The organism is Empedobacter brevis, from assembly GCF_965118635.1.
Taxonomy (GTDB): Bacteria; Bacteroidota; Bacteroidia; order Flavobacteriales; family Weeksellaceae; genus Empedobacter; species Empedobacter brevis_A.
This window is the reverse complement of record NZ_CBCPHV010000010.1, coordinates 1-22,560: the sequence shown is the minus strand read 5'-3', so window position 1 is coordinate 22,560 and position 22,560 is coordinate 1. Positions and strand designations below refer to the sequence as shown.

Sequence of the window (22,560 nt, the reverse complement as noted above, 5' to 3'; positions counted from 1 at the left end):
ACATCAAATATAAAAAAATTAGAATTGCTTTAAACTAGATTTACTCATAAGCTAGAAATTCTTTTCAAAATAAAGAATAAAATTAAATGATTTTAAACAATGTTATTTCTACTAAATGTTTTATATATCCGATTTTAAATGATTAACTTTAATCAATTAAAATCATAAAATTATGTCAAGTTTAAAAAACAAAGTTGCGATTGTGACTGGAGCAAGTTCTGGAATAGGAAAAGCAATAGCCGAATTATATGCAAAAGAAGGAGCTAAGGTAGTGGTTTCTGATATTGATGAAAAAGGAGGTAATGAGGTTGTAGAAATCATTAAAAAGAATGGAGGAGAAGCAATATTTTTTAAGGCTGATACTTCGTTACCAGAAGATAATGAAGCATTAGTAAACAAAACACTTGAAGTTTACGGAAAGCTTGATATTGCTTGTAATAATGCTGGAATTGCTGGACCTGCTGAATTAACTGAAAATTATTCGATAGATGCTTGGAAGAAAGTAATTGATATCAATTTTAATGGTGTTTTTTACGGCTGTAAATATCAGTTGAAAGCAATGGAAAAGAATGGAGGAGGATCTATTGTAAATATGGCTTCTATTCATGGAACAGTTGCGGCACCAATGAGTTCTGCTTACACTTCTGCAAAACATGGAGTTGTAGGATTGACTAAAAATATTGGAGCAGAATATGGTCCAAAAAATATTCGATGCAATGCTGTCGGCCCAGGTTATATAATGACTCCATTGTTGTCAAACAATTTGAGTGCAGACTATCTAGAATTACTTGTTACGAAACATCCAATGGGACGCTTGGGCAAACCAGAGGAAGTTGCTGAATTGGTTTTATTTTTAAGTTCTGATAAAGCATCTTTTATGACAGGCGGATATTACCTTGTTGACGGCGGATATACAGCGGTATAAAATATTTTTAAGGTTATCTTTAAGATTAATGGTTTTCTATAATTTAATTCTTAATTTTGTTTCAACGAAATACAGACAATAATGAAATTTTTTATCGATACAGCTAACTTAGCTGACATTAAAGAAGCCCAAGATTTAGGAGTTTTAGATGGTGTAACAACAAATCCATCTTTAATGGCAAAAGAAGGAATTACAGGTAAAGAAAATATTTTAAATCACTACAAAGCTATTTGTGAATTAGTTGATGGAGATGTTTCTGCTGAAGTAATTTCGACAGATTTTGAAGGAATGGTAAAAGAAGGAGAAGCTTTAGCCGCTTTAAATCCTCAAATCGTAGTTAAAATTCCTATGACAAAAGATGGTGTGAAAGCGTGTAAATATTTTTCTACAAAAGGAATTAGAACTAATGTAACTTTAGTTTTTTCTGTAGGACAAGCATTATTAGCAGCAAAAGCTGGTGCAACATACGTTTCTCCATTTATCGGACGTTTAGATGATATTTCTACAGATGGTTTAAACTTAATCGAAGAAATTCGTTTGGTTTATGATAACTATTTATATGAAACTCAAATTTTAGCTGCTTCAGTTCGTAATACAATGCATATTGTAAATTGTGCAAAAATTGGAGCTGATGTAATGACAGGACCTTTATCTTCAATCTTAGGATTATTAAAACATCCTTTAACAGATTCTGGTTTAGCTCAATTCTTAGCTGATTACGAAAAGGGAAATCAATAAGATTTTTAAGTAAAATACTTATAATATATGAGTCGCTTAATTTTAAGCGACTTTTTTTATGAATTTAAAATTTTAGAAAGCTGAAAATTATTGATTTAATAAAAATATTATTAATTTATTAAAAAAGGTATTTTATTATGAATAATATAATCGAACTATTAGTAAATTGTATAAAGTATTAGAAACGAAAATATTTTTCATCAGTATGTTAAAACTATTTATTTTGTTATCAGTCATAATTGGTATTCCTCTATTATTAATAATGTTTCTTTATGGAAGTACTTTTTTTAAAAAAAATATCAATAATGACTAATAATTTTACTCATTTACTACTCAAAAAAAATCCTTCACTTTTGCTAGCGAAGGATTTTTTAATTCTATTATTATTTTAGTTATTTAATAACTACACGTTTGTTTATTTCCATTTGGTTTCCTACAACCTTGATGATATAAACTCCTGGCGTTTTAAACTTAACTTCAATTTCTTTTTGATTTGAAGAATTAGAAACTTCATCTATTAATTGTCCGTTGAAATTAAATACAGAAACTTTTTGAATAGATTTTGAATTATTTTCAAGTTTAACTTTTACTGAACGATTTGTAAAATTGTAAACTGAAATATCATCACGTTTTTGATATTCAAAATCATAACTTGCTAAATTTGATCCCCAAATTTTTTCTACATATTCTGGATGATCAATAAATGGGTTTCTATTTTTTTGATATCTATATACTAAATCATTAATGTCTTTTTCTCGATCAGAAACAGGATCATTTAAATGCCATGTCAATAAAATTTTCAAGAAAGTTTCTGTAAAAATTTTGTCTTTTGTTCCGTTAAACATGGCATAAGACCAACCTTGAATTCCATTTTCTTGATAACGCGTTGCAAAATATAAATAGGCACGAGCAATATCTCCTTTAAATTCATCAATAGGCTCGAAAACAATACCAGAATATCCAGCAGAATAACCAGAATTTTTATTATTTCCTAACTTTGAGCCATTGAGTGAAGTATAAGTAGCATTTCCAACAACACCAAAAGGATAGTTGCTTCTCATTCCATTTACTTTACCATCTGTAGGCCAAATATGAAAAGGATCAGAAACCATAGGAGATTTTTTATTAAATATACTTTGCGGAACCAAGTGTTCTCTATTGTAACAATCACCTTCATTTTTATAATTTCCACATTCTTTTTGACCTGGTGTGAAATTATATGGATCTTTTGCCGTAGCAATTTCAGAATATATATCTAAGATTGTATTGTCTTTCTCATAATATTTATCCTGAAAACCATTATCAGCATCTTTTTGTCTGTATAAACCTTTTAGATCATCATAACTTTTCGTTGTATGACCTTTAATGATATTATATAATTGAGTTTTCAATGCATAACCAGATCCTGTAGCTGTATTGTAATAGCCGTTAGGAGCTTGTGCTAGAGTAGTGATACTAAAAGCACAAAGACTTAAAGAGTATAAAATTTTTTTCATAAACCAAATGTGTTAAAAAAAGCTGTGAAAAATCACAGCTTATATTTATTATTATTCAAAATTAAAAAAATTAAAGTTTATATATTGTTAAATTAATCTGATATATAAGCCTGATAAATTACTAAAGAATCTTGAATCTGTTTATTAAGTAATTTATATAAATCTGGTTGGTTGAGAGAAACTCCTGCAATTGATCTTAATCTCTTTTGAAAATTGTTTGATCCAGATGTAAATTTGGCTTTATAAGCTTCTTTATTGACTACTTTTTGTGTTCTAAGATTTTCAAAATCTTTTCTTATTTTTCGTGCATACAATTCAGATAAATCAAATTGTAGCTGCATTTCATTTAGAATTCCAGCATGTTTCATCGAAATCCAAGAATTATTTTCATCAAATTTATTAAAAACCTTTAGTTCTGGTATTTCTCCATCTATTTCAGCAATTTGCCATCCTAATTTAGAATCCAAAAAACCTTGAGGAGTTTTTGTTTGAGTAGGTTTCTTTTTGAAGTTTTCATAATTCATTTTAAAATCTTTTTTCCAATGAATTATGGATTGAGATTGAGCAAAAGTTACTGAGCAAAAGAGAGTTAAAAAGATTGATTTAAGCATTGATTTTTAAATTATTTTAATTAAATATTTTCTAATAAATCAAGTCTCATGCCATGTGAACCTTTGATTAGAATATTTTGAGTTTTAATAGGATTCTTTTTTAAATAATCTTCAAAAGCAACGCGGTTTTCAAATTTTTGAACTTTTGGATTATTTGTAATCGTTTCGCTAAAATTGTGTCCTAAAACAAAAATTTGATCAAAGTCTAATTGTTCAGCTAAATCTAAAATACGTTGATGTTCGGCTTTTGATTCTTCGCCAAGTTCAAACATATCGCCAATTACAATTGTTTTAGAACCGTCGAATTTTACAAAATTATAAAACGAAGCTTCCATACTACTTGGATTTGCGTTGTAAGCATCCATCACAATTTTATAATTTTCTTTAGTAATTATTTGCGAACGATTATTTGAAGGAAAATAATTTTCAATTCCATTTTTGATAGTATCACGGTCAATTCCGAAATGTTGTCCGATTGCTATTGCACAAGAAATATTGCTGAAATTATAGTTTCCTGTAAGATGAGAATGTATAATTAAATTGTCATATTCTACAGCTAAATATTCAGTTTCGTTTTCGATTAATTCAATTTGAACATCAGCATTATTTTTATCAGAAAAAGTAATTCGATTGATATTATTCGTTTTTTCGACTTGAATAGGATCGTTTAGATTAACAAAAGCTGTTTTGTTATGCATTTGAAGATAATCATATAATTCTGATTTACCTTTGATAACACCTTCAAAACCTCCGAAACCTTCTAAATGCGCTTTCCCAAAATTAGTAATATAACCGAAATCGGGTTGAGAAATAGAAGCTAATAATTCGATTTCTTTTTGATGATTTGCACCCATTTCGATTACAGCGATTTCTGTATCTTCTGGAATAGAAAGTATTGTTAAAGGAACGCCAATATGGTTATTTAAATTTCCAAATGTATAATGTGTTCTGAATTTTTCTTTTAATACAGCCGAAATCAATTCTTTTGTAGTTGTTTTACCATTTGAACCAGTTAATCCGATGAAAGGAATTTTTAAATAATTGCGATAAGTTCTTGCCAAATCTTGTAAAGCTTCTAAAGCATCTTCGACAAGGAAAATATTTTGATTATTATTTTCAAACTCTTTTTCGTCAACAATTGCCATTGCAGCACCTTGGTTGATGGCTTCTTGACCAAATGTATTTCCATTGAAATTAGCTCCTTTTAAAGCAAAAAAGATACAGTTTTTTGAGATGTTGCGTGTATCAGTTGTAACGATTTTCGATTTAAGAAATTGATCGAATATTTCTGCTGTTTTCATGTTGTAAAAATAAAAAATCTCGCTGAAATTAATCAACGAGATTTAAAATATTTTGAGAAGGATTATTATCCTCTTCTTTTACGTTTTGATTCGAAACTTCCTGTGTATTCTTGTGCTACACGGAAACCAATCCAGTTTGTAGCTTGCGCTTGATGCAAGTAACGTCTTTGTCCTGGATCTATCCAATAAATTGGGTCTTTCCAAGAACCACCTTTTACAACACGAGTTTCATCAGAAATATCAGAAGTACGTTTACCAGAATCTTTTTCTAAGATTACGCGTCCTTTTTCATCTACTCTAAATTTACGTAGAGGAGCATTGTACATATCTTCTGTTGCTTCATCAGCAGTTTTTCCTTCTTCTGCACGTGGCGATAAAGAAGAATTAGGATCACCATCACGATAGTTTGTTAAATCGTATTGTGTTTGTTTTTTATAAGAACCTGGTAATCCTCTGTAAACTAATTTTCCGTTGTCTAATGTATCGTACTCAACGTTTGTTTCGTCATATTTTTCGAAACCTCCTGTACCATTATCAATTTTAGTTTTTAAGATGTTTCCACGATAGTAGTTGAAATCATTCGCTTCTTCATCGATAATTGGACGATAAACATCAGAAACCCACTCAGCAACGTTACCTAACATTCCGTAAAGACCAAAATCATTTGATGGATATTTGCGAACATCACTTGTAATTGCAGAACCATCGTTACCAAATCCTCCAATACCAGAGTAATCTCCACGACCTTGTTTGAAGTTGTCTAAGTATTGTCCTCTTTGAGCACCTTTTGTTACTCTTAGATTATTTTGAGCAACTTCTTTCCCTTTGTATTCGTTGTATTCGCGATTTCCTGGTAAAGCTAATGCTGCATATTCCCATTCAGCTTCAGTTGGTAAACGGAAAGGCTGAACTTCTAAAGAACTTGTCGCACGATTCGCTCTTAAGATACGCGTATTTTGCGTTTTGATTTGATTCGCTCTCATAATTTTAGTCGAATCAATCGCTTCATTTACATTTGTATCACCTAACTTATATTGTTCTGCGCTAAATGTTTTATTACCATAATTGTACTCTTCGTTAGCATAATAATCTTTCGATAAAATACCTTTATTCATTAATGCTTTTTCGTTAGCACGATCAGTTAACCAATCACAATAGTTAACGGCTTGTAACCAAGAAATACCAACTACAGGATAATAACTGAATTCTGGCGAAAATAAATAGTTTTCTGTAGAGAAATCATCACGAGATAATTGATTGTTGAAAACAGTTTCATCTGGTAATGCTCCATTATAAATGTCCTTGTATTGCGTGTCTTCTGGAGGGAAAACAACTTTCAACCAAGTTAAGTATTCTTTGTATTCGTAGTTTGTAACCTCAGTTTCACCAATAAAGAAAGATTTTACTTGCATACGGACAGGAGAATTATTCCAATCGTGTAACACGTCATCTTTCGTAATTCCCATTGTAAAAGATCCACCTTCGATGAAAACCATTCCAGGCCATGCTTTGATATTTTCTTTCTTTTTACCTGAAAAAAACCAACCTTTGTTATCGTTTGGTTTCCATCCTGTACGGCTTGTGAAATTTTTTGTTCCACCTCCTTTTTTCTTTCCTGAACTGCTTGCACAACCCATGAATACACTCATAGTAACAGCTGCAAGGGCAAGAGAAAAAATACGTCCTTTATTCATTTTCATAGAATATTTCTGGTTTTCGAAAATTAAATTTAATGCAAATAAAAGCATTTGACATTAATCTTACAACGAAAAAATGCTTTATTTCTTGTATCAAACGTAAGAATTATTTTTTTATTTTACGATTGAAAATATATTTGTCAAAATAGCGTTATTCAGACATGAAGAAATATTTTATTTTAGTTGCAACTTTACTTCAATTTCCTCAATTATTTAGTCAAAATTACAAAATTAATTGGGAGAATAATCAAACAATTTCTTTATCGAATGGAAATACGGTGAATGTTCCATTCTTTTCGAATAAAGATAATTATTTTGTTGGAGGATATTTTCTTCCAGAATTTGTGGTTGAATTAACTACTACAAATCAAGAAGTTGAATTGTCAAACATTCAATATAAAGATGTTCAGAATGAGTTGGCTGATTTGAATACTTCTTCAATTACAGATAAAATTAATTTTTCTTCTTATAATATTATAGACAAAAATGGTCAACAAAAACTAATTGTTAAAGTTGTACCATTTGTTAAGCAGAACAATAAGATTTTAAAAATAGAATCTTTTTCAATTGTTCCGAAATTAGCTCAATCTAAACGAAGTTTTGCGCAAAGATTAACTGATAATTCTACTTCAAGTGTTCTTAAATCTGGTGATTGGTATAAAATAAAAGTTTCGAAAGATGGAGTTTTTAAACTAGATAAAAATTTCTTTACGAAAAATGGAATTCCGACCAACTTTAATCCAAAATCGTTAAAAATATATGGAAATGGAGAAGGTCGTTTGATGGAAAATTTAACGGAAGAAAGAAAAGGAGCATTAAATGAAATTCCAATAAAATTTGTTGGAAGTGAAGACGGAAGTTTTGATAACAATGATTATGTTTTGTTTTATGCAAAAGGGCCACATCAATGGTATAGAAATAATACAACAAATTTAGAAAATGTAAAACTTCGTTATAATTTGTATGATGATTTTGCTTACTATTTTATCAGTTTTAATGGTGAAAATGGAAAAAGAGTAGGTGAGCAATCACTAAATGGAAATCCTATTAAAACATTTTCAACTTTTGATAATTTACAGTTTCATAAAAAGGATTCGATTAACTTGAATGGACTTGGTCAAATTTGGGTTGGAGAAAATATTGGATTGAAAGATGGTTTCAAAAAAACGTTCAAAGCAAATGCTGTAAAGGGAGGAGAAGCATATTTACGTTCTTCTATTGTTGGTAAAAATGCCAATAATACTTCTTTTAATCTTAATGTAAACGGGCAAATTTTTAGTAATTCATTAGGAAGCTCTCTATTTAATAGAATTCTTCGAGATGATAAAATATCTTTAAATTCAAATACGATTGATATTGCAATTAATACGAATGGAACAAATCCTTCTGGATTAGTCTATTTGGATTATTTACAATTGCGTTTCAAAGATGGTCTAACTTATAACAATGAACAATTCACTTTTCAGTTTTTAGAAGATATGAATAAAGGAAATATTAATGCTTTTTCGTTGAATAATGCTTCTAATGTTTCTGTATGGAATGTTTCTGATTTTCATTCAATATCTTCAATTGTTCCACAAAATAATTTATATAAATTTAGTGAAAATTACCTTAATCAATTTGTCGCTTTCAAAGATGAAAATGCTTTTACAGATGCAAAATATGTAGGAAAAGTAGCAAATCAAGATATTCGTAGTTTGAGGGATATTGATTATGTAATTGTTTCACATCCAAAATATTTTGATCAAGCAACGCGCTTAGCAGATTTTAGAAGAAAGCATGATAAAATAAATGTAGCTGTTGTTACAACGGAACAAGTTTACAATGATTTTTCATCAGGAAGTCAAGATCCGATTGCAATTCGCGATTTCTTTAAATTTTTAAAAGATGGATTAAGTCCAAAATTAGAATATGGTGTTCTATTTGGCGCAACAACCTATGATCCTAAAAATAGAATAAAAGATTTTACGAATTATCTCCCAACTTTTACAGACGAACCTTCAGAGAATATTGATAAATCGATTGCGACAGACGATTATTTTGCAATGTTATCTAATCATGTAAAAATGCTAAATAATGGAGTTGACGGTATTTATGGATATGATGCTAATTGGTTTGAAATAGCTGTTGGACGAATTCCTGCATCAAATTCTGGAGAAGCAAAAGTTCTGGTTGATAAAATAATTTCATATTACGATAAAGTACAAGGTAAAGGAACATCGTATGGAGATTGGCGAACAAAGCTTGTGGCTGTTACAGACAATGATAATAATGTTAATACACCAGGTTTAGATGAAAAGATTGATGCTGAATTTTCTAAATCTGAAAATCAGATTTATACAATTAATAAAATATACTCTGGAGCTCATCAACTTGAAAGTACTTCTGCTGGAGTTAGATATCCAACTGTAAATCAAGCGATCTTAAATGCAATAGAATTAGGTTCTAATTTTTTGATGTATTATGGCCATGGAGGACCTAGAAGTTGGGCACAAGAACGAATAATTACAGCAGAAGAATTAACAAATTTATCTAATTTCAATGCTGCATATTCACGTCTACCAATTGTTACAACTGTAACTTGTGATTTTACAATTTGGGACTTGCCACAATATAATTCTGCTGGAGAATCTATGTTAAAAAATCCAAATGGTGGAGCTTTATCAATGATTACAACCAATCGTCCAATTGGAACAGGTTATGGCGATTCGATGAATAATTATTTGATTGAACAATTTTTCATGAAAGATGGATTAGAAAATCAAACAATTGGAAAAGCCTTAAATCAATCAAAAATTAGTTATTCTCCAAAACATCCGAATAATAAAAGTGTAAGTATCCTTGGGGATCCAATGTTATCAATTCATCGTCCACAGCAAGAAATTGAGATATTAAGTATTAAAAATAAAAAAGATATTGATGCATTATCTGGAGGAAAGATGAAAGCATTAGACTTTATAACAATTACAGGAAAGATTAATCAATTAAATGCAGCTTCCATTGATAATAATTTTAATGGAAAAATTGCAATTAGTTTATACGAAAAATCTGAAACAAAAACGATTTTATCAGAGTCAGATTGGGCAGGAAAAACTTTTCAAACTGAAAATAAAACAATTTACAAAGGAACAGGAAAAGTACAAAATGGTGAATTCACGATCCAATTTTATATTCCAAAAGATATTAATTATGAATTAGGTGATCGTAAAATAAAGTTTTATGCATGGGATGAAAAAGATGGGAAAGATGCATCAAATTTAAAAACAATAACAATTGAAGGAATAAATGAAGAAGGATTAAATGATGACGAACGCCCACAAGGAAAATTGTATATGAACAATCTTCATTTTGCAAATGGAGGAATTACAGATCGTTCACCTTATTTGGTTGGTTGTTTAACAGATAATACAGGGATTAATGCAACTGGATCAAGTATTGGACATGATATTGTTGCGACAATTGATGGCAAAGTGCAAGATGCATATGTCTTAAATGATTATTACGATGGTGGAGATGCAAATCCATGTGTCAATAAGAATTTTGAAGATTATCAGAAAGGTCAAGTGATGTATCAATTAAAAAATCTAGAACTTGGTCAACATACGGTAAATTTAAAATTTTGGGACATCAACAATAATTCTAATTCTGCAACGTTAGACTTTGTAGTAATGGAAAATGGAACTGGACAATTGCATATTGATAAATTGCTAAATTGGCCAAATCCATTTACGAAAAATACGTTTTTTCATTTTGAACATAATTGTGATTCTGAGTTAGATGTAATGGTTCAGATATTTACAATTTCAGGAAAATTAGTCAAAACAATCCGAAAAACAGTTTCTGCAGAACCTTTTCGAGAAGGATATCGAACAGGAAAATATGCAATAGAATGGGATGGTCTGGACGATTTTGGAGATAAAATAGGAAAAGGCGTTTATATTTACAAGGTCAACGTAAAAGGTGTTGATGATACTGTTTGTAAAGGATCAGCAGCAGCAGTTGAAAAACTTGTTATATTAAAATAAAAATTAAAAAGATTAAATATAATCAATAATAACACGAATGAAAAAAATTACCGCAAGCTTATTGATTTTAGCATCAGGATTGACTTTTGCTCAAAAAAAAGATGAGGTTAATAATCCGATTATAACAGGAGCTCCTTTTTTAAGAATTTCTCCAGATGCACGCGCAGGAGGTTTAGGAGATCAAGGTGTTGCTACATCTGCAGATAATTATTCTCAATATTGGAATGCTGCAAAATATTCTTTTGCTCCAGATTATTCTGGTGTAGCCTTTTCATATACGCCTTATATGGGCTCTCTAGTAAATGATGTATTTTTATTGAATGCTACTTATTATACTTTTTTAGGGCAAGAAGAACGCAGTACATTAGGAGCAAGTATTTACTATTTCAATATGGGAGAAATTCAGTTAAATAGACTTGGAGCAGGCGGTATTGGTGGGAGCGATTTGATTATTAATGATGGTACTGCTAAGCCAAATGAATTCTCTATTGATTTATCATACGGTTTACGTTTAACAGATAATTATTCGATGGCTGTAACAGGACGTTTTATTCGTTCAGATTTATTTAATGGGATGAATGATGCTACAGTTCAACCAGCAAATACATTCGCAGTAGATTTGGCAGGTTATTATCAATCTGAAACGATGAGCACGAATCATTTTGAAGGGAAATTACGAGGAGGTTTTCAAATTTCTAATATTGGTCCAAAATTAGATTATTCTAATTCAGAAGACAATTCATCTTACTTGCCTACAACATTGCGTTTAGGAGTTGGATATGATTTCAAATTTGATGATTATAATAAAGTCGGAATTACAACAGAATTCTCTAAATTATTAGTGCCTACACCTCAATTTGAGTATGATGAAGAAGGAAATATTACAAGCAGTTATATTCCTAATAAAGGTGTAATGTCAGGAATTTTTAGTTCTTTCGGAGATGCTCCAGGAGGAGGAAAAGAAGAATTAAAAGAAATCATGTATTCTATTGGTGCAGAGTATTCTTATAATGATGCTTTATTTATTCGTACAGGTTATTTTCATGAAAGCAAAACAAAAGGAGATCGCCAACATTTAACATTAGGTTTAGGGCTTAAATACAATGCTTTTGCATTTAATGCTTCTTATTTAATTCCAACTTCAGATACAAACAATGCATTAGAAAATACGTTACGTTTTGGTATTGCTTGGAATTTTGGTGGAGAAACACAAAATAGTTACGATTACTAAAATCGTTCAAATTATAAAAAAAATAATTAGGTTAGCCTTTTGGCTAGCCTTTTTTTATTATCTTAAATCAAGTTTTAAAATTATTTTTAAAACTAAATTTACACGAAACAAAAACGTATTTCTATGTCTAATGTTGGATTAATTTTAGAAGAAAAAGCTGCTGATATTGGCAATTTTTTAGTAGGTAGATTATTGCCTTTTCGCCAAAAAAGGCACGTAGGGCCATTTGTATTTATAGATCATATGGGACCAACAAAATTGAAAGATTATCAAAATCTTGATGTAGGTCCACATCCACATATTGGTTTATCTACTTTGACTTATTTATTCGAAGGATCTATTATGCATTGTGATAGTTTAGGAACTAAAATGGAAATAAAACCAGGTGCAGTTAATTGGATGACAGCTGGTAAAGGAGTCGTGCATTCAGAACGAACACCCGAATATTTAAGAACAACGGATAAAACACTTCATGGTCTTCAAATTTGGATTGCTCTACCTAAAGAACTTGAAGAAATAGAACCAAGTTTTACGCATGTAGAAGCAGAAAAATTACCAAATTGGTCTGATCATAATGCAGATTATAGATTAATTGCAGGGAAATTTAAAGAATATACTTCTGCTGTTCCTGTTTATTCTCCTTTATATTTTATTGAAATTAAAGCTAAAAATGATTTCAAAGTATCATTAGGAGAAGATTTATATGGAGAATCCGCATTATATGTATTAGAAGGTTCTATAAAAGATGATGGTGAAACTTATGGAACAAAGCAATTGTTAATAGCAAAGGACACAAAATTATGCGAGTTTGAAATTGCAGCAGGTTCTACAGTTTATATTTTCGGTGGAGAAGAATTGCCAGAAGAACATTTTATTTTTTGGAATTTTGTGAGTTCCTCAAAGGAGAGAATTGAAAAGGCAAAAGAAGATTGGATAAATCATCGTTTTCCGAAAGTACCTGGAGATGACGATTATGTTCCAATTCCAGAAGCTCAACAAAAATCTAAACTGAAAGGTAAAGAAAATAAAAAATAATGAGTGATATAAATGTAATATCAAGTTCAACAGACAAAAATTATATTTCGATAATTAAAACCGGAAAACATGAGTTTACTGTTGATGAACCAATAGATAAAGGTGGTTTGGATACAGCTGCAAAACCAAGCGAATTATTGGGCGCTTCGTTGGCTTCTTGTACTTCTATTACATTGCAAATGTATATGAATCATAAAGAATTTGCTTACAGAAAAGTTGAGGTTGATGTCAATTTTGATATGAATACAACACAAGCAATAAAATTTCAACGTCATGTTGTTATCGAAGGTGATTTTGATGAAAAACAACAAACAAGATTACTGAAAGTTGCAAATTCTTGTCCAATACACAAAGTATTAGAGAAAGGTCACGAAATAGAAACAACTATAAACTTCATCAAATAAAAAAAACTATTCAATTGAATAGTTTTTTTTTGATTTTTTATCTAGCTAATCCTGGTTGGATATCCAGAAATACCTTCAATCACAATTTTTGGATTTTGTTTTAGTAAAACAATTAATTTTCTTAATTTTTCAGCATTAAAATCTTCATTAAACATATCATCGTGCATTAAGATCACCAAATGATTTTTTTGAAATGTTTTATTCTGATCTAAACGATGTAAAATTCCTTCGTAAATTTTCTCAGGTGATGAAAGTTCATGATTAGGAGATTTTTTTCCACTTCTTTCCCATTCATAATCCCAACCATATATATAATATTGATTTTTGGCAATTAAATTTGCTGCTGGGATTGCATTTTTTACAGGATCATCTTTTTTATGTTCATTTACACGCCATGTATTACGCGCTGGCAAACGTACCCAACGAGAATGTATATCCAAAGCAACTTCATTTTTGCGAATATCTTCGTATACATTTTCAGGTGGTGCATTATAAAAAGCTTTGTATTTATTGCGAGCATGAGAAAATGTATGATTTGCAATTTCTACATTCGGATTTGCTTTATAATTTTCTACATTTTGTTTAAGATCTTTAGTAAAAGCATTAAAACCAACTAAGAATACAGTTCCTTTTACATTTTCTTCTGTTAAAATTTTATTGATATTTTTACTTCCTTTATAAGGTCCATCATCAAAAGTTAAATAAACATATTGCTTTGTCGAGTCGATAGCATTTTGCTTTTCAGCTGGTAAATTCGTATTTTGATGCAAAGTAGAAGAATCTATTTTTACGTTGTAAATAGAATCTGTATTATTTTGTAAAATCTCTTTTGGTTCTGTTGTTGTGCTTTGATTTTGAACTGAATTATTTTCATTTTTACAAGAAAAAACAAAAAATAAAGTTCCAATTGCAAGAACGCTTTTTAGATGTTTGTTGATTAAAAACATTTGTTTGTTTAGGTTTTGTGCGAAATTAATAAATTTTCAATTATTTGTATGTTAATTTCTGCATGTTATTTCTTAAGATTATTAAATATCTACAGTATTTAATTGTTGCAAATAGTGTTTAATAATTTGAATAACACCATCTTCATCATTTGAAGGAGCCGTAAAATTGGCAATTTCTTTTACGTTTTGGTGTGCATTCTCCATTGCAAAACTATATTTGGCCAAATTTAGCATCTCTAAATCATTCATAAAATCACCAAAAACAATGATTTCTTCAGATGAAATATCCAATTTATCCATCAAGGCTTGAAGAGCAACTCCTTTGTTCGAATTTTTATTCATCACATCAAGCCAAACTTCACCAGAAACAACAACTTTTAATCCGTACTTTTCGAAATCAACTAATTTCGGAAATACATTAAATTCTGTTCCATTGGGATGATTTACAGCAATCTTTATAAATTGTTCATTTTCAATCTTTGTTAAATCTTCAACCCAAACACTTTTGTTATAATAATTTTTAAAATATTCTAAAAAAGTTTCATCTTTCGATTCTACATAAGCTGCATTTTTCCCAGCTAAAACAATATTTGCGCCTTCTATTTTACGAACTTCTTCGATTATTTTTTTAATGATAGAATAATCCATTTCATCCACAAAAACTTCTTCACCTTTGTAGGTAACATAAGTTCCGTTTTCAGCAATTATAGCCAATTCATCTTTTATATTTTCAAAATAGGAAATGATACTATAATATTGACGTCCACTTGCAGGTACAAATGTGATATTATTCTTTTTTAATTCTTGGTATATTTTATTGAATTCAGGACTTAATGAATGATCTGAACGTAATAATGTTCCGTCCATATCTGTAACTATTAATTTAATATTTTGCATTGATTTTTTTTATTAAAAAAGGTCTCATAATTGAGACCTTAAAGTTAGTTATAAATTTTTGTTTTGTTTTTCTGCATCGCCAACCATATTTCGAACAATTCCTGGATTGGCATTTTTTTTCTTCATTTTTAAGTTCAAGAATTCGACCAAAACAGAGAATCCCATTGCAAAATAAATGTAACCTTTGGAAATATGTTGATCAAATCCTTCTGCTAATAATGAAACACCAATTAATAATAAGAATGATAATGCTAACATTTTTACTGTAGGATGATCGTTAACAAACTTAGAAACTGCACTTGCAGAAAGCATCATTACAGCAACAGCAATAATTACTGCGGCAATCATGACTTCTATATGTTCAGCCATTCCAACTGCTGTAATAACAGAATCCAGTGAGAAAACGATATCTAAGATTAAGATTTGAACAATAGTTCCTGCAAAAGAATGAACTTTAATTTTTTCATTACTTTCTTCAACTCCCTCAATTTTATGATGAATTTCTACGGTAGATTTATAAATTAAGAATATACCACCTATTAAAAGGATTAAGTCACGTCCAGAAATTGCTAATTTTTCGTGCCAATCAGAAGAAGTAATTCCTATCCAATCTGCTATATTGAACAAAGGTGTAGTTAAACTCATAACCCAACTTAAAGAAAATAAAAGCAATACACGTGTAAACATCGCTAAAAACAAACCAAGCTGCTGCGCTTTCTTTTGTTGATGTGCGGGAAGTTTTCCTGATAAAATAGAGATAAAAACAATATTGTCAATTCCTAAAACAATTTCTAACATTGTCAACGTAAATAATGCAATTAATGCATCTGCCTGTAAAAAAATACTAAAATCCATCGTTAATTTTTGAAATTCGAAAATACAACGAAGAATAATAATTAAAATTTGAGTAATAATTATTTAATGTTAATTTAATATTAAAGAAAAAAATGTGTTGAAAAATACTTGTTAGAATTTAATAAAAGACACACATGAAGCCTTAAATGTTTTACATTCAGTGTTTTTGAATCAAGAAATTCATCAATTAAAAATTGAAATTTTTAAAATCAATAATGAGTAATTATTATTCTATTTTTAGTTTTACTTATCTAAAATTTAATTTTATTTTTACGAAAATACTTAGAATGATTTCAAAAATTCAACTTCGTTTGCAATTCCTCGTTCTTCTTTGGGGTTTTACAGGAGTTTTCGGAAAATTAGTTACAATGGGAGCTTTACCAATGGTTTGGTATCGTGTGTTGATAGGAGGATTTGCTGTTTTTCTTTATATGAAATTTAGAAAAATGGATTTGACTGTTTCGAAAAAGGAGTTAATTAAATTATTAATAATCGGTGGAATTGTAGGAATACATTGGTTTACTTTTTATTTGTCTATTAAACTTTCTAATATTTCAATTGCATTGAGCACCCTATCCATGGGCGCACTTTTTAGTGCTGTTTTGGAACCAATATTTTTTAGGAGAAGAATAAATTTACTGGAAATTATATTAGCCATTATTGTAGCAACTTGTGTTGCAGTTATTTTTAACGTTTCACCAGATGGTTATAAATTAGGAATCATTATAGGAATATTATGTAGCTTTTTGTCTGCATTATTTGCTGTATTAAATTCTACATTGCCAAAAACACTACAACCAACAAAAGTTACATTATATGAGATGATTGGTGGTTTTATTACAATTTCAATTGTAATGCTTCTTTTTCAACCCGAAGCAATCACGGAAGTGATAACCATAAGTTGGTCAAACTTTGGTTGGCTAGCATTATTAGGAATAGTTTTTACAGCATTCGCACAAATAGAATCTGTAGATTTATTAAAACATGTAAGTGCTTTTACATTGATGTTAAATGTAAATTTAGAACCTGTATATGGTATCATTTTGGCAAGTCTTATTTTTGGAGATTCAGAACATATGACACCTGTTTTTTATGTTGCTACAGGCGTAATGTTACTTTCGATCATTATGAATGGAATCTTAAAAACAAGATTTTCTAAATAATTTGATGTCAAAAAGACGTATTAATTTTAAGAAACCGTTATCATTTAATATCTTTGCCTCAATTGAAAAGTAAACGATTATCAGATGATAAACTCTATTATAACAGGAGTTGGGCATTATGTGCCTGAAAGAGTTGTAACAAACTTTGATTTAGCGAAAGTAATGGATACCAATGATGAATGGATCCAAGAAAGAACAGGAATTGTAGAAAGAAGGCATGTTGAAAAGGATTCTAAAATATCTTCTACAGATTTAGGTGTTATTGCGGCTAAAAACGCTCTAGAAGATGCAGGAATTACTGCTCAAGATATTGATTTTATATTGTTCGCTACTTTATCTCCAGATTATTATTTTCCAGGAAATGGAGTATTGGTTCAGAAAGAATTAGGTTGTCGTACTATTGGTGCAATGGATATTCGTAATCAATGTTCTGGTTTTGTATATGCACTGTCAACAGCAAATGCTTTTATAAAAGCTGGTATTTACAAAAATATTTTGGTAATTGGAGCAGAAGTACATTCATTTGGATTGGATATGTCTGATGAAGGTCGTGGCGTTTCAGTAATTTTCGGCGATGGAGCAGGAGCGGTTATTGTTTCTGCAACGGAAGAAGAAGGAAGAGGAATTTTAGCGACTAACTTGCATTCAGAAGGAGAATTTGCTGAAGAACTTGCCGTTACTTTTCCAGGTACAAAAACAGGTTGGTCAGACGAATTATTGAAAGAAGGTAACACATTAACAAAAAAGGAAATTTATCCTTATATGAATGGAAACTATGTTTTCAAACATGCAGTTACGCGTTTTCCTGAATCAATAGCAGAAGCTTTATCAGCTGCAAATAAAAAACCTGAAGATTTAGATTTATTTATTCCGCATCAAGCCAACTTGCGTATTTCTCAATTTGTACAAAAACAATTGGGTTTACCAGACGAAAAAGTTTACAACAACATTATGCGTTACGGAAATACAACAGCTGCATCTATTCCAATAGCCTTAAGTGAAGCCAAAAAAGAAGGTAAAATCAAAAAAGGTGATTTAGTTATGATGACTGCATTTGGAGCAGGATTCACTTGGGGATCTGTTTTGATGAACTGGTAATTAAAAATTAGATTAAATATTCTAAAACATATAGAAATCCTTTGCTGAAAAGCAAAGGATTTTTTAATTATATTTGATTGCCTTAAAATTTTAATAATGAAATATTTATTCATATTCTTAATCGGATTTGTGAGTTGTTCACAAAACAAAATAGCACAAAACAAAGAAGATAAAGATTATGTGTTTTTTCTGCATAATAAGTATTTGGAAACACATAATGACAATGATTATGACACAGTTTATAAAACTAAAATCGAATATTCTAAGATTTTACAATCATACAAAAATGATGGATTTACTGTTATCAGCGAGAAAAGAGCTCCAAACACAAATGGAGTTGTCTATGCAAAAAAAATTGTCAATCAAATAGATAGTTTATTAAATATTGGTGTCAAACCGAATCATATTACAGTTATAGGAACTTCGAAAGGAGGTTACATCGCACAATATGTTTCAACGTTTATGAAAAATCCAGCTATAAATTATGTTTTTATAGGTTCATTTCAAGAAAGTGATTTACAAGATCTGCCCGATATTAACTTCTCAGGAAATATATTGACGATTTATGAAAATTCTGATTATTATGGAGTTTCAGCTATAAAAAGAAAAGAAAAATCAACTCAAAAAATAAATCATTTCAAAGAGGTTGAATTATATACAGGTTTGAAACATGGTTTTCTTTATAAAGCGCTGGATGAATGGATTGAACCAAGTAAAAAATGGGCTCGCAGAAATTATCAGTTAGATTAAGATATTTCCTAACAAAATTCATGACAATTTTATAACAAAAATATATACGATATTGGTTATATTTGTGAAGTTTAATTAATATAAATCAAAATAAAACTATATGAGTTCTTATGATGTAGCCGTAATTGGTGCTGGACCTGGAGGATACGTTGCTGCAATCCGTTGCGCACAATTAGGATTTAAAACAGCAATTATCGAGAAAGAAAGTTTAGGAGGTACATGTCTTAATGTAGGATGTATTCCGTCAAAAGCTTTATTAGATTCTTCTCACCATTATTACGATGCTGTTAATCACTTTAAAGAGCACGGAATCGAAATTGATGCTCCAAAAGTAAACTTCACTCAAATGATTGCTCGAAAAGCAGGTGTTGTGGATACTAACGTAGCTGGTATCAAATACTTGATGAGTAAAAATAATATTGATGTTTTAGAAGGAACAGGTGCTTTCAAAGATGCAACTCATATTATAGTAACTGCAAAAGACGGTTCTACTCAAGAAATTGAAGCTAAAAATACAATTATTGCAACAGGTTCAGTTTCATCTGAATTGCCGTTCGCACAAACAGATAAAACACGCATCATTACTTCTACAGAAGCTTTAGCTTTAACAGAAGTTCCAAAACACTTGATTGTAATTGGAGGTGGAGTTATTGGATTAGAATTAGGTTCAGTATACTTACGTTTAGGTTCTCAAGTAACAGTTGTTGAATATGCAGATCGTATTATTTCAGGAATGGATGGTGCTTTGTCTAAAGAATTGACAAAAGTATTGAAAAAACAAGGAATGAAATTCTACACTTCTACTGGAGTAACTTCTGTAGTAAACAATGGAAACGATGTAACATTAAAAGCGACTTCTAAAAAAGGAGAAGAAATTGAAATTAACGGAGATTATGCTTTAGTAGCAGTTGGTCGTCGTGCTTTCACTGGATCTTTAGGTTTAGAAAACGTAGGAATCGAAGTTGATGAAAGAGGTCGTATCAAAACAAACGATCACTTACAAACAAATGTTTCAAACGTTTATGCAATCGGTGATGTTGTTGCAGGAGCAATGTTAGCACACAAAGCAGAAGAAGAAGGAGTTTTAGTAGCTGAGCAATTAGCTGGACAAAAACCTCATATTAATTATAATTTAATTCCAGGTGTAGTTTATACTTGGCCAGAAGTTGCAGGAGTTGGTAAAACAGAAGAGCAATTAAAAGAAGAAGGAGTAGAATATAAAGTTGGTTCTTTCCCTTTCAAAGCTTTAGGACGTGCTCGTGCTTCTATGGATACAGATGGTTTTGCTAAAATTTTAGCAGATAAAAATACAGATGAAATTTTAGGAATGCATATCATTGGGGCTCGTGCTGCAGATTTAATTGCAGAAGGAGTTACAGCAATGGAATTCCGTGCTTCAGCAGAAGACTTAACAAGAATGTCACATGCTCACCCAACATTCGCAGAAGCGATTAAAGAAGCTGCTTTAGCTGCAACTGATAATCGTCCAATTCACGCTTAATCAAATAGATTCAAGATAAATATAAAAAGCTGTTCTTCTGAACAGCTTTTTTATTATTTTTAAATTTTAATACGCAATCAAAAATGGAAAATATTATCAATTTATTTAAAGATAATTGGGATACAATTTTAATTACAGTTTTATCAATTGTAATTTTCTTCTTTGTATTTAGAGCAAAAGAACGAAAAAGATAACTGCAATAATTAATTAGTATTCAAAATTTAAAGTACTTTTGCAATAAAGTATAAATTAACCTATATCTAAATTGAAAGATTGAAAACGATTAACCTAATAGTTCCTGTCTACAATGAGGAAGCTACTATTGATGTATTTCTGCGAGAAACCTTCGAATTTTATTCAAAGCATATTGATAAAAGTAAATATTCGCTTGAGATAATATTTATAAATGACGGAAGTAAAGATTTGACATTAAATATATTAATTGAAAAATTTTCTAAATATAATAATATACATATCGTTGATTTTTCAAGGAATTTCGGGAAAGAAAATGCACTTTTTGCAGGTTTAGACTATGCAAAAGGAGATATTATAATTCCAATTGATGTCGATTTACAGGATCCTTTGCACGTTATAGCAGAAATGTTAACAAAATACGAAGAAGGTTTTGATATTGTTTTAGCAAAAAGAGTTGATAGAAATAGTGATTCTTATTTAAAACGTGTATCCGCAAAACTTTTTTATAATTTATATAACAGCTTAGTAGATGTTAAACTAGAATCGAATGTTGGTGATTTTAGATTAATGGATAAGAAAGTTGTAAATGAAATAATAAAATTTAAAGAAAATCAACTTTTTATGAAAGGTTTATTCAATTGGGTTGGATTTAGAACAACAATTGTTGAATATAAAAGAGATGAAAGAGTTGCTGGAAAAACAAAATTTAATTTTTTCAAACTATTTAAACTAGCACTTGATGGAATAACTTCCTTTTCAATTTTTCCTTTAAAACTTTTCTTATACTTTGGCTTCATAACAGTTGTATTTTCTATAATATTTGGACTAAAAATAGTGATTGAAAAAATATTTTTCGGAATATCTGAACATGGTTATGCATCTTTAATTACTGCAATAACTTTTATAGGAAGTATACAATTAATTGGAATCGGTATTCTAGGTGAATATATAGGAAGAATATTTTTAGAAGTAAAAAGAAGACCAAAATTTATTATAAAAGATTATTATTCAAAATGAAAAAAAGTTTACTTGTATTAATAATATTGAATTTCTTAATATTATTTCCAATTTTATTCCTTTGTTTTTTATAATTATCCATCTGCAGATGATTTTTCATACGGAGTTGCGTTAAAAAATAATTCATTTATCGATGTTCAAATTCATAGATATTTTGATTGGACATCAAGATATATTGCAACAGCGGTTTTAACAGTTTCTCCATTAGCTTTAAATTCAATTAATTACTTTGGAATATATAGTATTGTATTTATTATTCTTTTCTTTGTAGGATTTTTATACTTTTTAAAAAGTATTGAAATAGATGATTTAAAAAAGCGTTTGCTATTATCTACTAGTTTTTTATCTATTTATACATTATTATTATGTTCTCTTTCAGAAAATTATTATTGGTTAGCAGGTAGTATAACCTATTTTTTTCCTTCAATATTTTTTGTCATATTTTTAGGATCAATTATAAATATTTATAAAAATAATAAATTAATTGATAAAATAGTTTTTGTAGTTTCAATCCTAATTCTTGGAGGATGTAGCGAAATATATTTAGGTTTTTCTTTTATTACAATTGCTTTTACACTTATAATGCAATATATAAAAACAAAAAAGTTAAATAATCTTGTTTTGCTAGGAAGTTTGTTAACTGTAATTTTAATGATTCTTGTATTAGTTTCTCC

Annotated in this window: 19 protein-coding genes; 11 read left to right on the top strand and 8 right to left on the bottom strand. The window is 29.6% G+C overall.

Going from position 1 to position 22,560, the window contains the following annotated elements:
- Window positions 1–172 precede the first annotated feature (172 nt).
- Both ACMHJW_RS11930 and fsa read left to right on the top strand, forming a co-directional pair.
- On the top strand, window positions 173–925 hold the full coding sequence (locus ACMHJW_RS11930; RefSeq protein ID WP_413533644.1) for an SDR family NAD(P)-dependent oxidoreductase: 753 nt from the start codon (window positions 173–175) through the stop codon (window positions 923–925).
- A gap of 81 nt (window positions 926–1,006) precedes the next feature.
- Window positions 1,007–1,663, top strand: a complete 657-nt coding sequence (gene fsa, locus ACMHJW_RS11925; RefSeq protein WP_413533643.1) for a fructose-6-phosphate aldolase — start codon at window positions 1,007–1,009, stop codon at window positions 1,661–1,663.
- A gap of 392 nt (window positions 1,664–2,055) precedes the next feature.
- On the opposite strand, the gene ACMHJW_RS11920 is transcribed toward fsa, so the two are convergent.
- From ACMHJW_RS11920 to gldJ, 4 genes are all read right to left on the bottom strand, one after another.
- On the bottom strand, window positions 2,056–3,159 hold the full coding sequence (locus tag ACMHJW_RS11920) for an endonuclease (protein ID WP_413533642.1): 1,104 nt from the start codon (window positions 3,157–3,159) through the stop codon (window positions 2,056–2,058).
- Window positions 3,160–3,251: 92 nt separating this feature from the next.
- Window positions 3,252–3,683, bottom strand: coding sequence for a hypothetical protein (locus ACMHJW_RS11915; RefSeq protein WP_413533641.1), 432 nt, complete (start codon window positions 3,681–3,683; stop codon window positions 3,252–3,254).
- A 107-nt stretch (window positions 3,684–3,790) separates the two neighbouring features.
- Window positions 3,791–5,071, bottom strand: a complete 1,281-nt coding sequence (locus ACMHJW_RS11910; protein ID WP_413533640.1) for a UDP-N-acetylmuramoyl-tripeptide--D-alanyl-D-alanine ligase — start codon at window positions 5,069–5,071, stop codon at window positions 3,791–3,793.
- A 65-nt stretch (window positions 5,072–5,136) separates the two neighbouring features.
- The gene (gene gldJ / locus ACMHJW_RS11905) at window positions 5,137–6,765 is read right to left on the bottom strand and encodes a gliding motility lipoprotein GldJ (protein WP_413533704.1); all 1,629 of its coding nucleotides are present in this window, start codon (window positions 6,763–6,765) and stop codon (window positions 5,137–5,139) included.
- Between the two features lie 164 nt (window positions 6,766–6,929).
- On the opposite strand from gldJ, the gene porU reads away from it, so the two are divergent.
- The 4 genes from porU (at window position 6,930) to ACMHJW_RS11885 (ending at window position 13,463) form a co-directional block, all read left to right on the top strand.
- Complete coding sequence (gene porU / locus ACMHJW_RS11900) at window positions 6,930–10,793, top strand: type IX secretion system sortase PorU (RefSeq protein ID WP_413533639.1); 3,864 nt, start codon at window positions 6,930–6,932, stop codon at window positions 10,791–10,793.
- A gap of 37 nt (window positions 10,794–10,830) precedes the next feature.
- Complete coding sequence (porV, locus tag ACMHJW_RS11895; RefSeq protein ID WP_413533638.1) at window positions 10,831–12,024, top strand: type IX secretion system outer membrane channel protein PorV; 1,194 nt, start codon at window positions 10,831–10,833, stop codon at window positions 12,022–12,024.
- A 123-nt stretch (window positions 12,025–12,147) separates the two neighbouring features.
- Window positions 12,148–13,059, top strand: a complete 912-nt coding sequence (locus ACMHJW_RS11890; RefSeq protein WP_413533637.1) for a pirin family protein — start codon at window positions 12,148–12,150, stop codon at window positions 13,057–13,059.
- Complete coding sequence (locus ACMHJW_RS11885; protein ID WP_413533636.1) at window positions 13,059–13,463, top strand: OsmC family protein; 405 nt, start codon at window positions 13,059–13,061, stop codon at window positions 13,461–13,463. The genes ACMHJW_RS11890 and ACMHJW_RS11885 overlap by 1 nt, the downstream gene beginning before the upstream one ends.
- 41 nt (window positions 13,464–13,504) lie before the next feature.
- Here ACMHJW_RS11885 and ACMHJW_RS11880 read toward each other — a convergent pair whose 3' ends face one another.
- The 3 genes from ACMHJW_RS11880 to ACMHJW_RS11870 form a co-directional block, all read right to left on the bottom strand.
- On the bottom strand, window positions 13,505–14,410 hold the full coding sequence (locus ACMHJW_RS11880) for a polysaccharide deacetylase family protein (RefSeq protein ID WP_413533635.1): 906 nt from the start codon (window positions 14,408–14,410) through the stop codon (window positions 13,505–13,507).
- A gap of 81 nt (window positions 14,411–14,491) precedes the next feature.
- Window positions 14,492–15,307, bottom strand: coding sequence for an HAD family hydrolase (locus ACMHJW_RS11875; protein ID WP_413533634.1), 816 nt, complete (start codon window positions 15,305–15,307; stop codon window positions 14,492–14,494).
- Between the two features lie 48 nt (window positions 15,308–15,355).
- Window positions 15,356–16,162, bottom strand: coding sequence for a TerC family protein (locus ACMHJW_RS11870; protein WP_413533633.1), 807 nt, complete (start codon window positions 16,160–16,162; stop codon window positions 15,356–15,358).
- 287 nt (window positions 16,163–16,449) lie between these two features.
- Here ACMHJW_RS11870 and ACMHJW_RS11865 point away from each other — a divergent pair, with 287 nt between their 5' ends.
- The 5 genes from ACMHJW_RS11865 to ACMHJW_RS11845 all read left to right on the top strand — a co-directional run bounded on the left by ACMHJW_RS11865 (window position 16,450) and on the right by ACMHJW_RS11845 (window position 21,886).
- Window positions 16,450–17,325, top strand: coding sequence for a DMT family transporter (locus ACMHJW_RS11865; RefSeq protein WP_413533632.1), 876 nt, complete (start codon window positions 16,450–16,452; stop codon window positions 17,323–17,325).
- Window positions 17,326–17,409: 84 nt separating this feature from the next.
- The gene (locus ACMHJW_RS11860) at window positions 17,410–18,423 is read left to right on the top strand and encodes a 3-oxoacyl-ACP synthase III family protein (RefSeq protein WP_413533631.1); all 1,014 of its coding nucleotides are present in this window, start codon (window positions 17,410–17,412) and stop codon (window positions 18,421–18,423) included.
- 96 nt (window positions 18,424–18,519) lie between these two features.
- Window positions 18,520–19,173, top strand: a complete 654-nt coding sequence (locus ACMHJW_RS11855) for a dienelactone hydrolase family protein (protein ID WP_413533630.1) — start codon at window positions 18,520–18,522, stop codon at window positions 19,171–19,173.
- 100 nt (window positions 19,174–19,273) lie between these two features.
- Window positions 19,274–20,674: a dihydrolipoyl dehydrogenase gene (gene lpdA / locus ACMHJW_RS11850; RefSeq protein ID WP_413533629.1), complete on the top strand. Its 1,401-nt coding sequence runs from the start codon at window positions 19,274–19,276 to the stop codon at window positions 20,672–20,674.
- A 273-nt stretch (window positions 20,675–20,947) separates the two neighbouring features.
- Entirely contained in the window at window positions 20,948–21,886 is a 939-nt protein-coding gene (locus ACMHJW_RS11845) for a glycosyltransferase family 2 protein (RefSeq protein WP_413533628.1), read from the top strand.
- A gap of 464 nt (window positions 21,887–22,350) precedes the next feature.
- Here the strand turns inward: ACMHJW_RS11845 and ACMHJW_RS11840 are convergent.
- A partial coding sequence (locus ACMHJW_RS11840; protein ID WP_413533627.1) for a hypothetical protein occupies window positions 22,351–22,560 on the bottom strand: 210 nt, incomplete at its 5' end.

Bases quoted from the DNA above. Each gene is read 5' to 3' on its own strand.
- ACMHJW_RS11930 (WP_413533644.1), top strand. From the start codon at position 173: ATGTCAAGTTTAAAAAACAAAGTTGCGATTGTGACTGGAGCAAGTTCT.
- fsa (WP_413533643.1), top strand. From the start codon at position 1,007: ATGAAATTTTTTATCGATACAGCTAACTTAGCTGACATTAAAGAAGCC.
- ACMHJW_RS11920 (WP_413533642.1), bottom strand. From the start codon at position 3,159: ATGAAAAAAATTTTATACTCTTTAAGTCTTTGTGCTTTTAGTATCACT.
- ACMHJW_RS11915 (WP_413533641.1), bottom strand. From the start codon at position 3,683: ATGAATTATGAAAACTTCAAAAAGAAACCTACTCAAACAAAAACTCCT.
- ACMHJW_RS11910 (WP_413533640.1), bottom strand. From the start codon at position 5,071: ATGAAAACAGCAGAAATATTCGATCAATTTCTTAAATCGAAAATCGTT.
- gldJ (WP_413533704.1), bottom strand. From the start codon at position 6,765: ATGAATAAAGGACGTATTTTTTCTCTTGCCCTTGCAGCTGTTACTATG.
- porU (WP_413533639.1), top strand. From the start codon at position 6,930: ATGAAGAAATATTTTATTTTAGTTGCAACTTTACTTCAATTTCCTCAA.
- porV (WP_413533638.1), top strand. From the start codon at position 10,831: ATGAAAAAAATTACCGCAAGCTTATTGATTTTAGCATCAGGATTGACT.
- ACMHJW_RS11890 (WP_413533637.1), top strand. From the start codon at position 12,148: ATGTCTAATGTTGGATTAATTTTAGAAGAAAAAGCTGCTGATATTGGC.
- ACMHJW_RS11885 (WP_413533636.1), top strand. From the start codon at position 13,059: ATGAGTGATATAAATGTAATATCAAGTTCAACAGACAAAAATTATATT.
- ACMHJW_RS11880 (WP_413533635.1), bottom strand. From the start codon at position 14,410: ATGTTTTTAATCAACAAACATCTAAAAAGCGTTCTTGCAATTGGAACT.
- ACMHJW_RS11875 (WP_413533634.1), bottom strand. From the start codon at position 15,307: ATGCAAAATATTAAATTAATAGTTACAGATATGGACGGAACATTATTA.
- ACMHJW_RS11870 (WP_413533633.1), bottom strand. From the start codon at position 16,162: ATGGATTTTAGTATTTTTTTACAGGCAGATGCATTAATTGCATTATTT.
- ACMHJW_RS11865 (WP_413533632.1), top strand. From the start codon at position 16,450: ATGATTTCAAAAATTCAACTTCGTTTGCAATTCCTCGTTCTTCTTTGG.
- ACMHJW_RS11860 (WP_413533631.1), top strand. From the start codon at position 17,410: ATGATAAACTCTATTATAACAGGAGTTGGGCATTATGTGCCTGAAAGA.
- ACMHJW_RS11855 (WP_413533630.1), top strand. From the start codon at position 18,520: ATGAAATATTTATTCATATTCTTAATCGGATTTGTGAGTTGTTCACAA.
- lpdA (WP_413533629.1), top strand. From the start codon at position 19,274: ATGAGTTCTTATGATGTAGCCGTAATTGGTGCTGGACCTGGAGGATAC.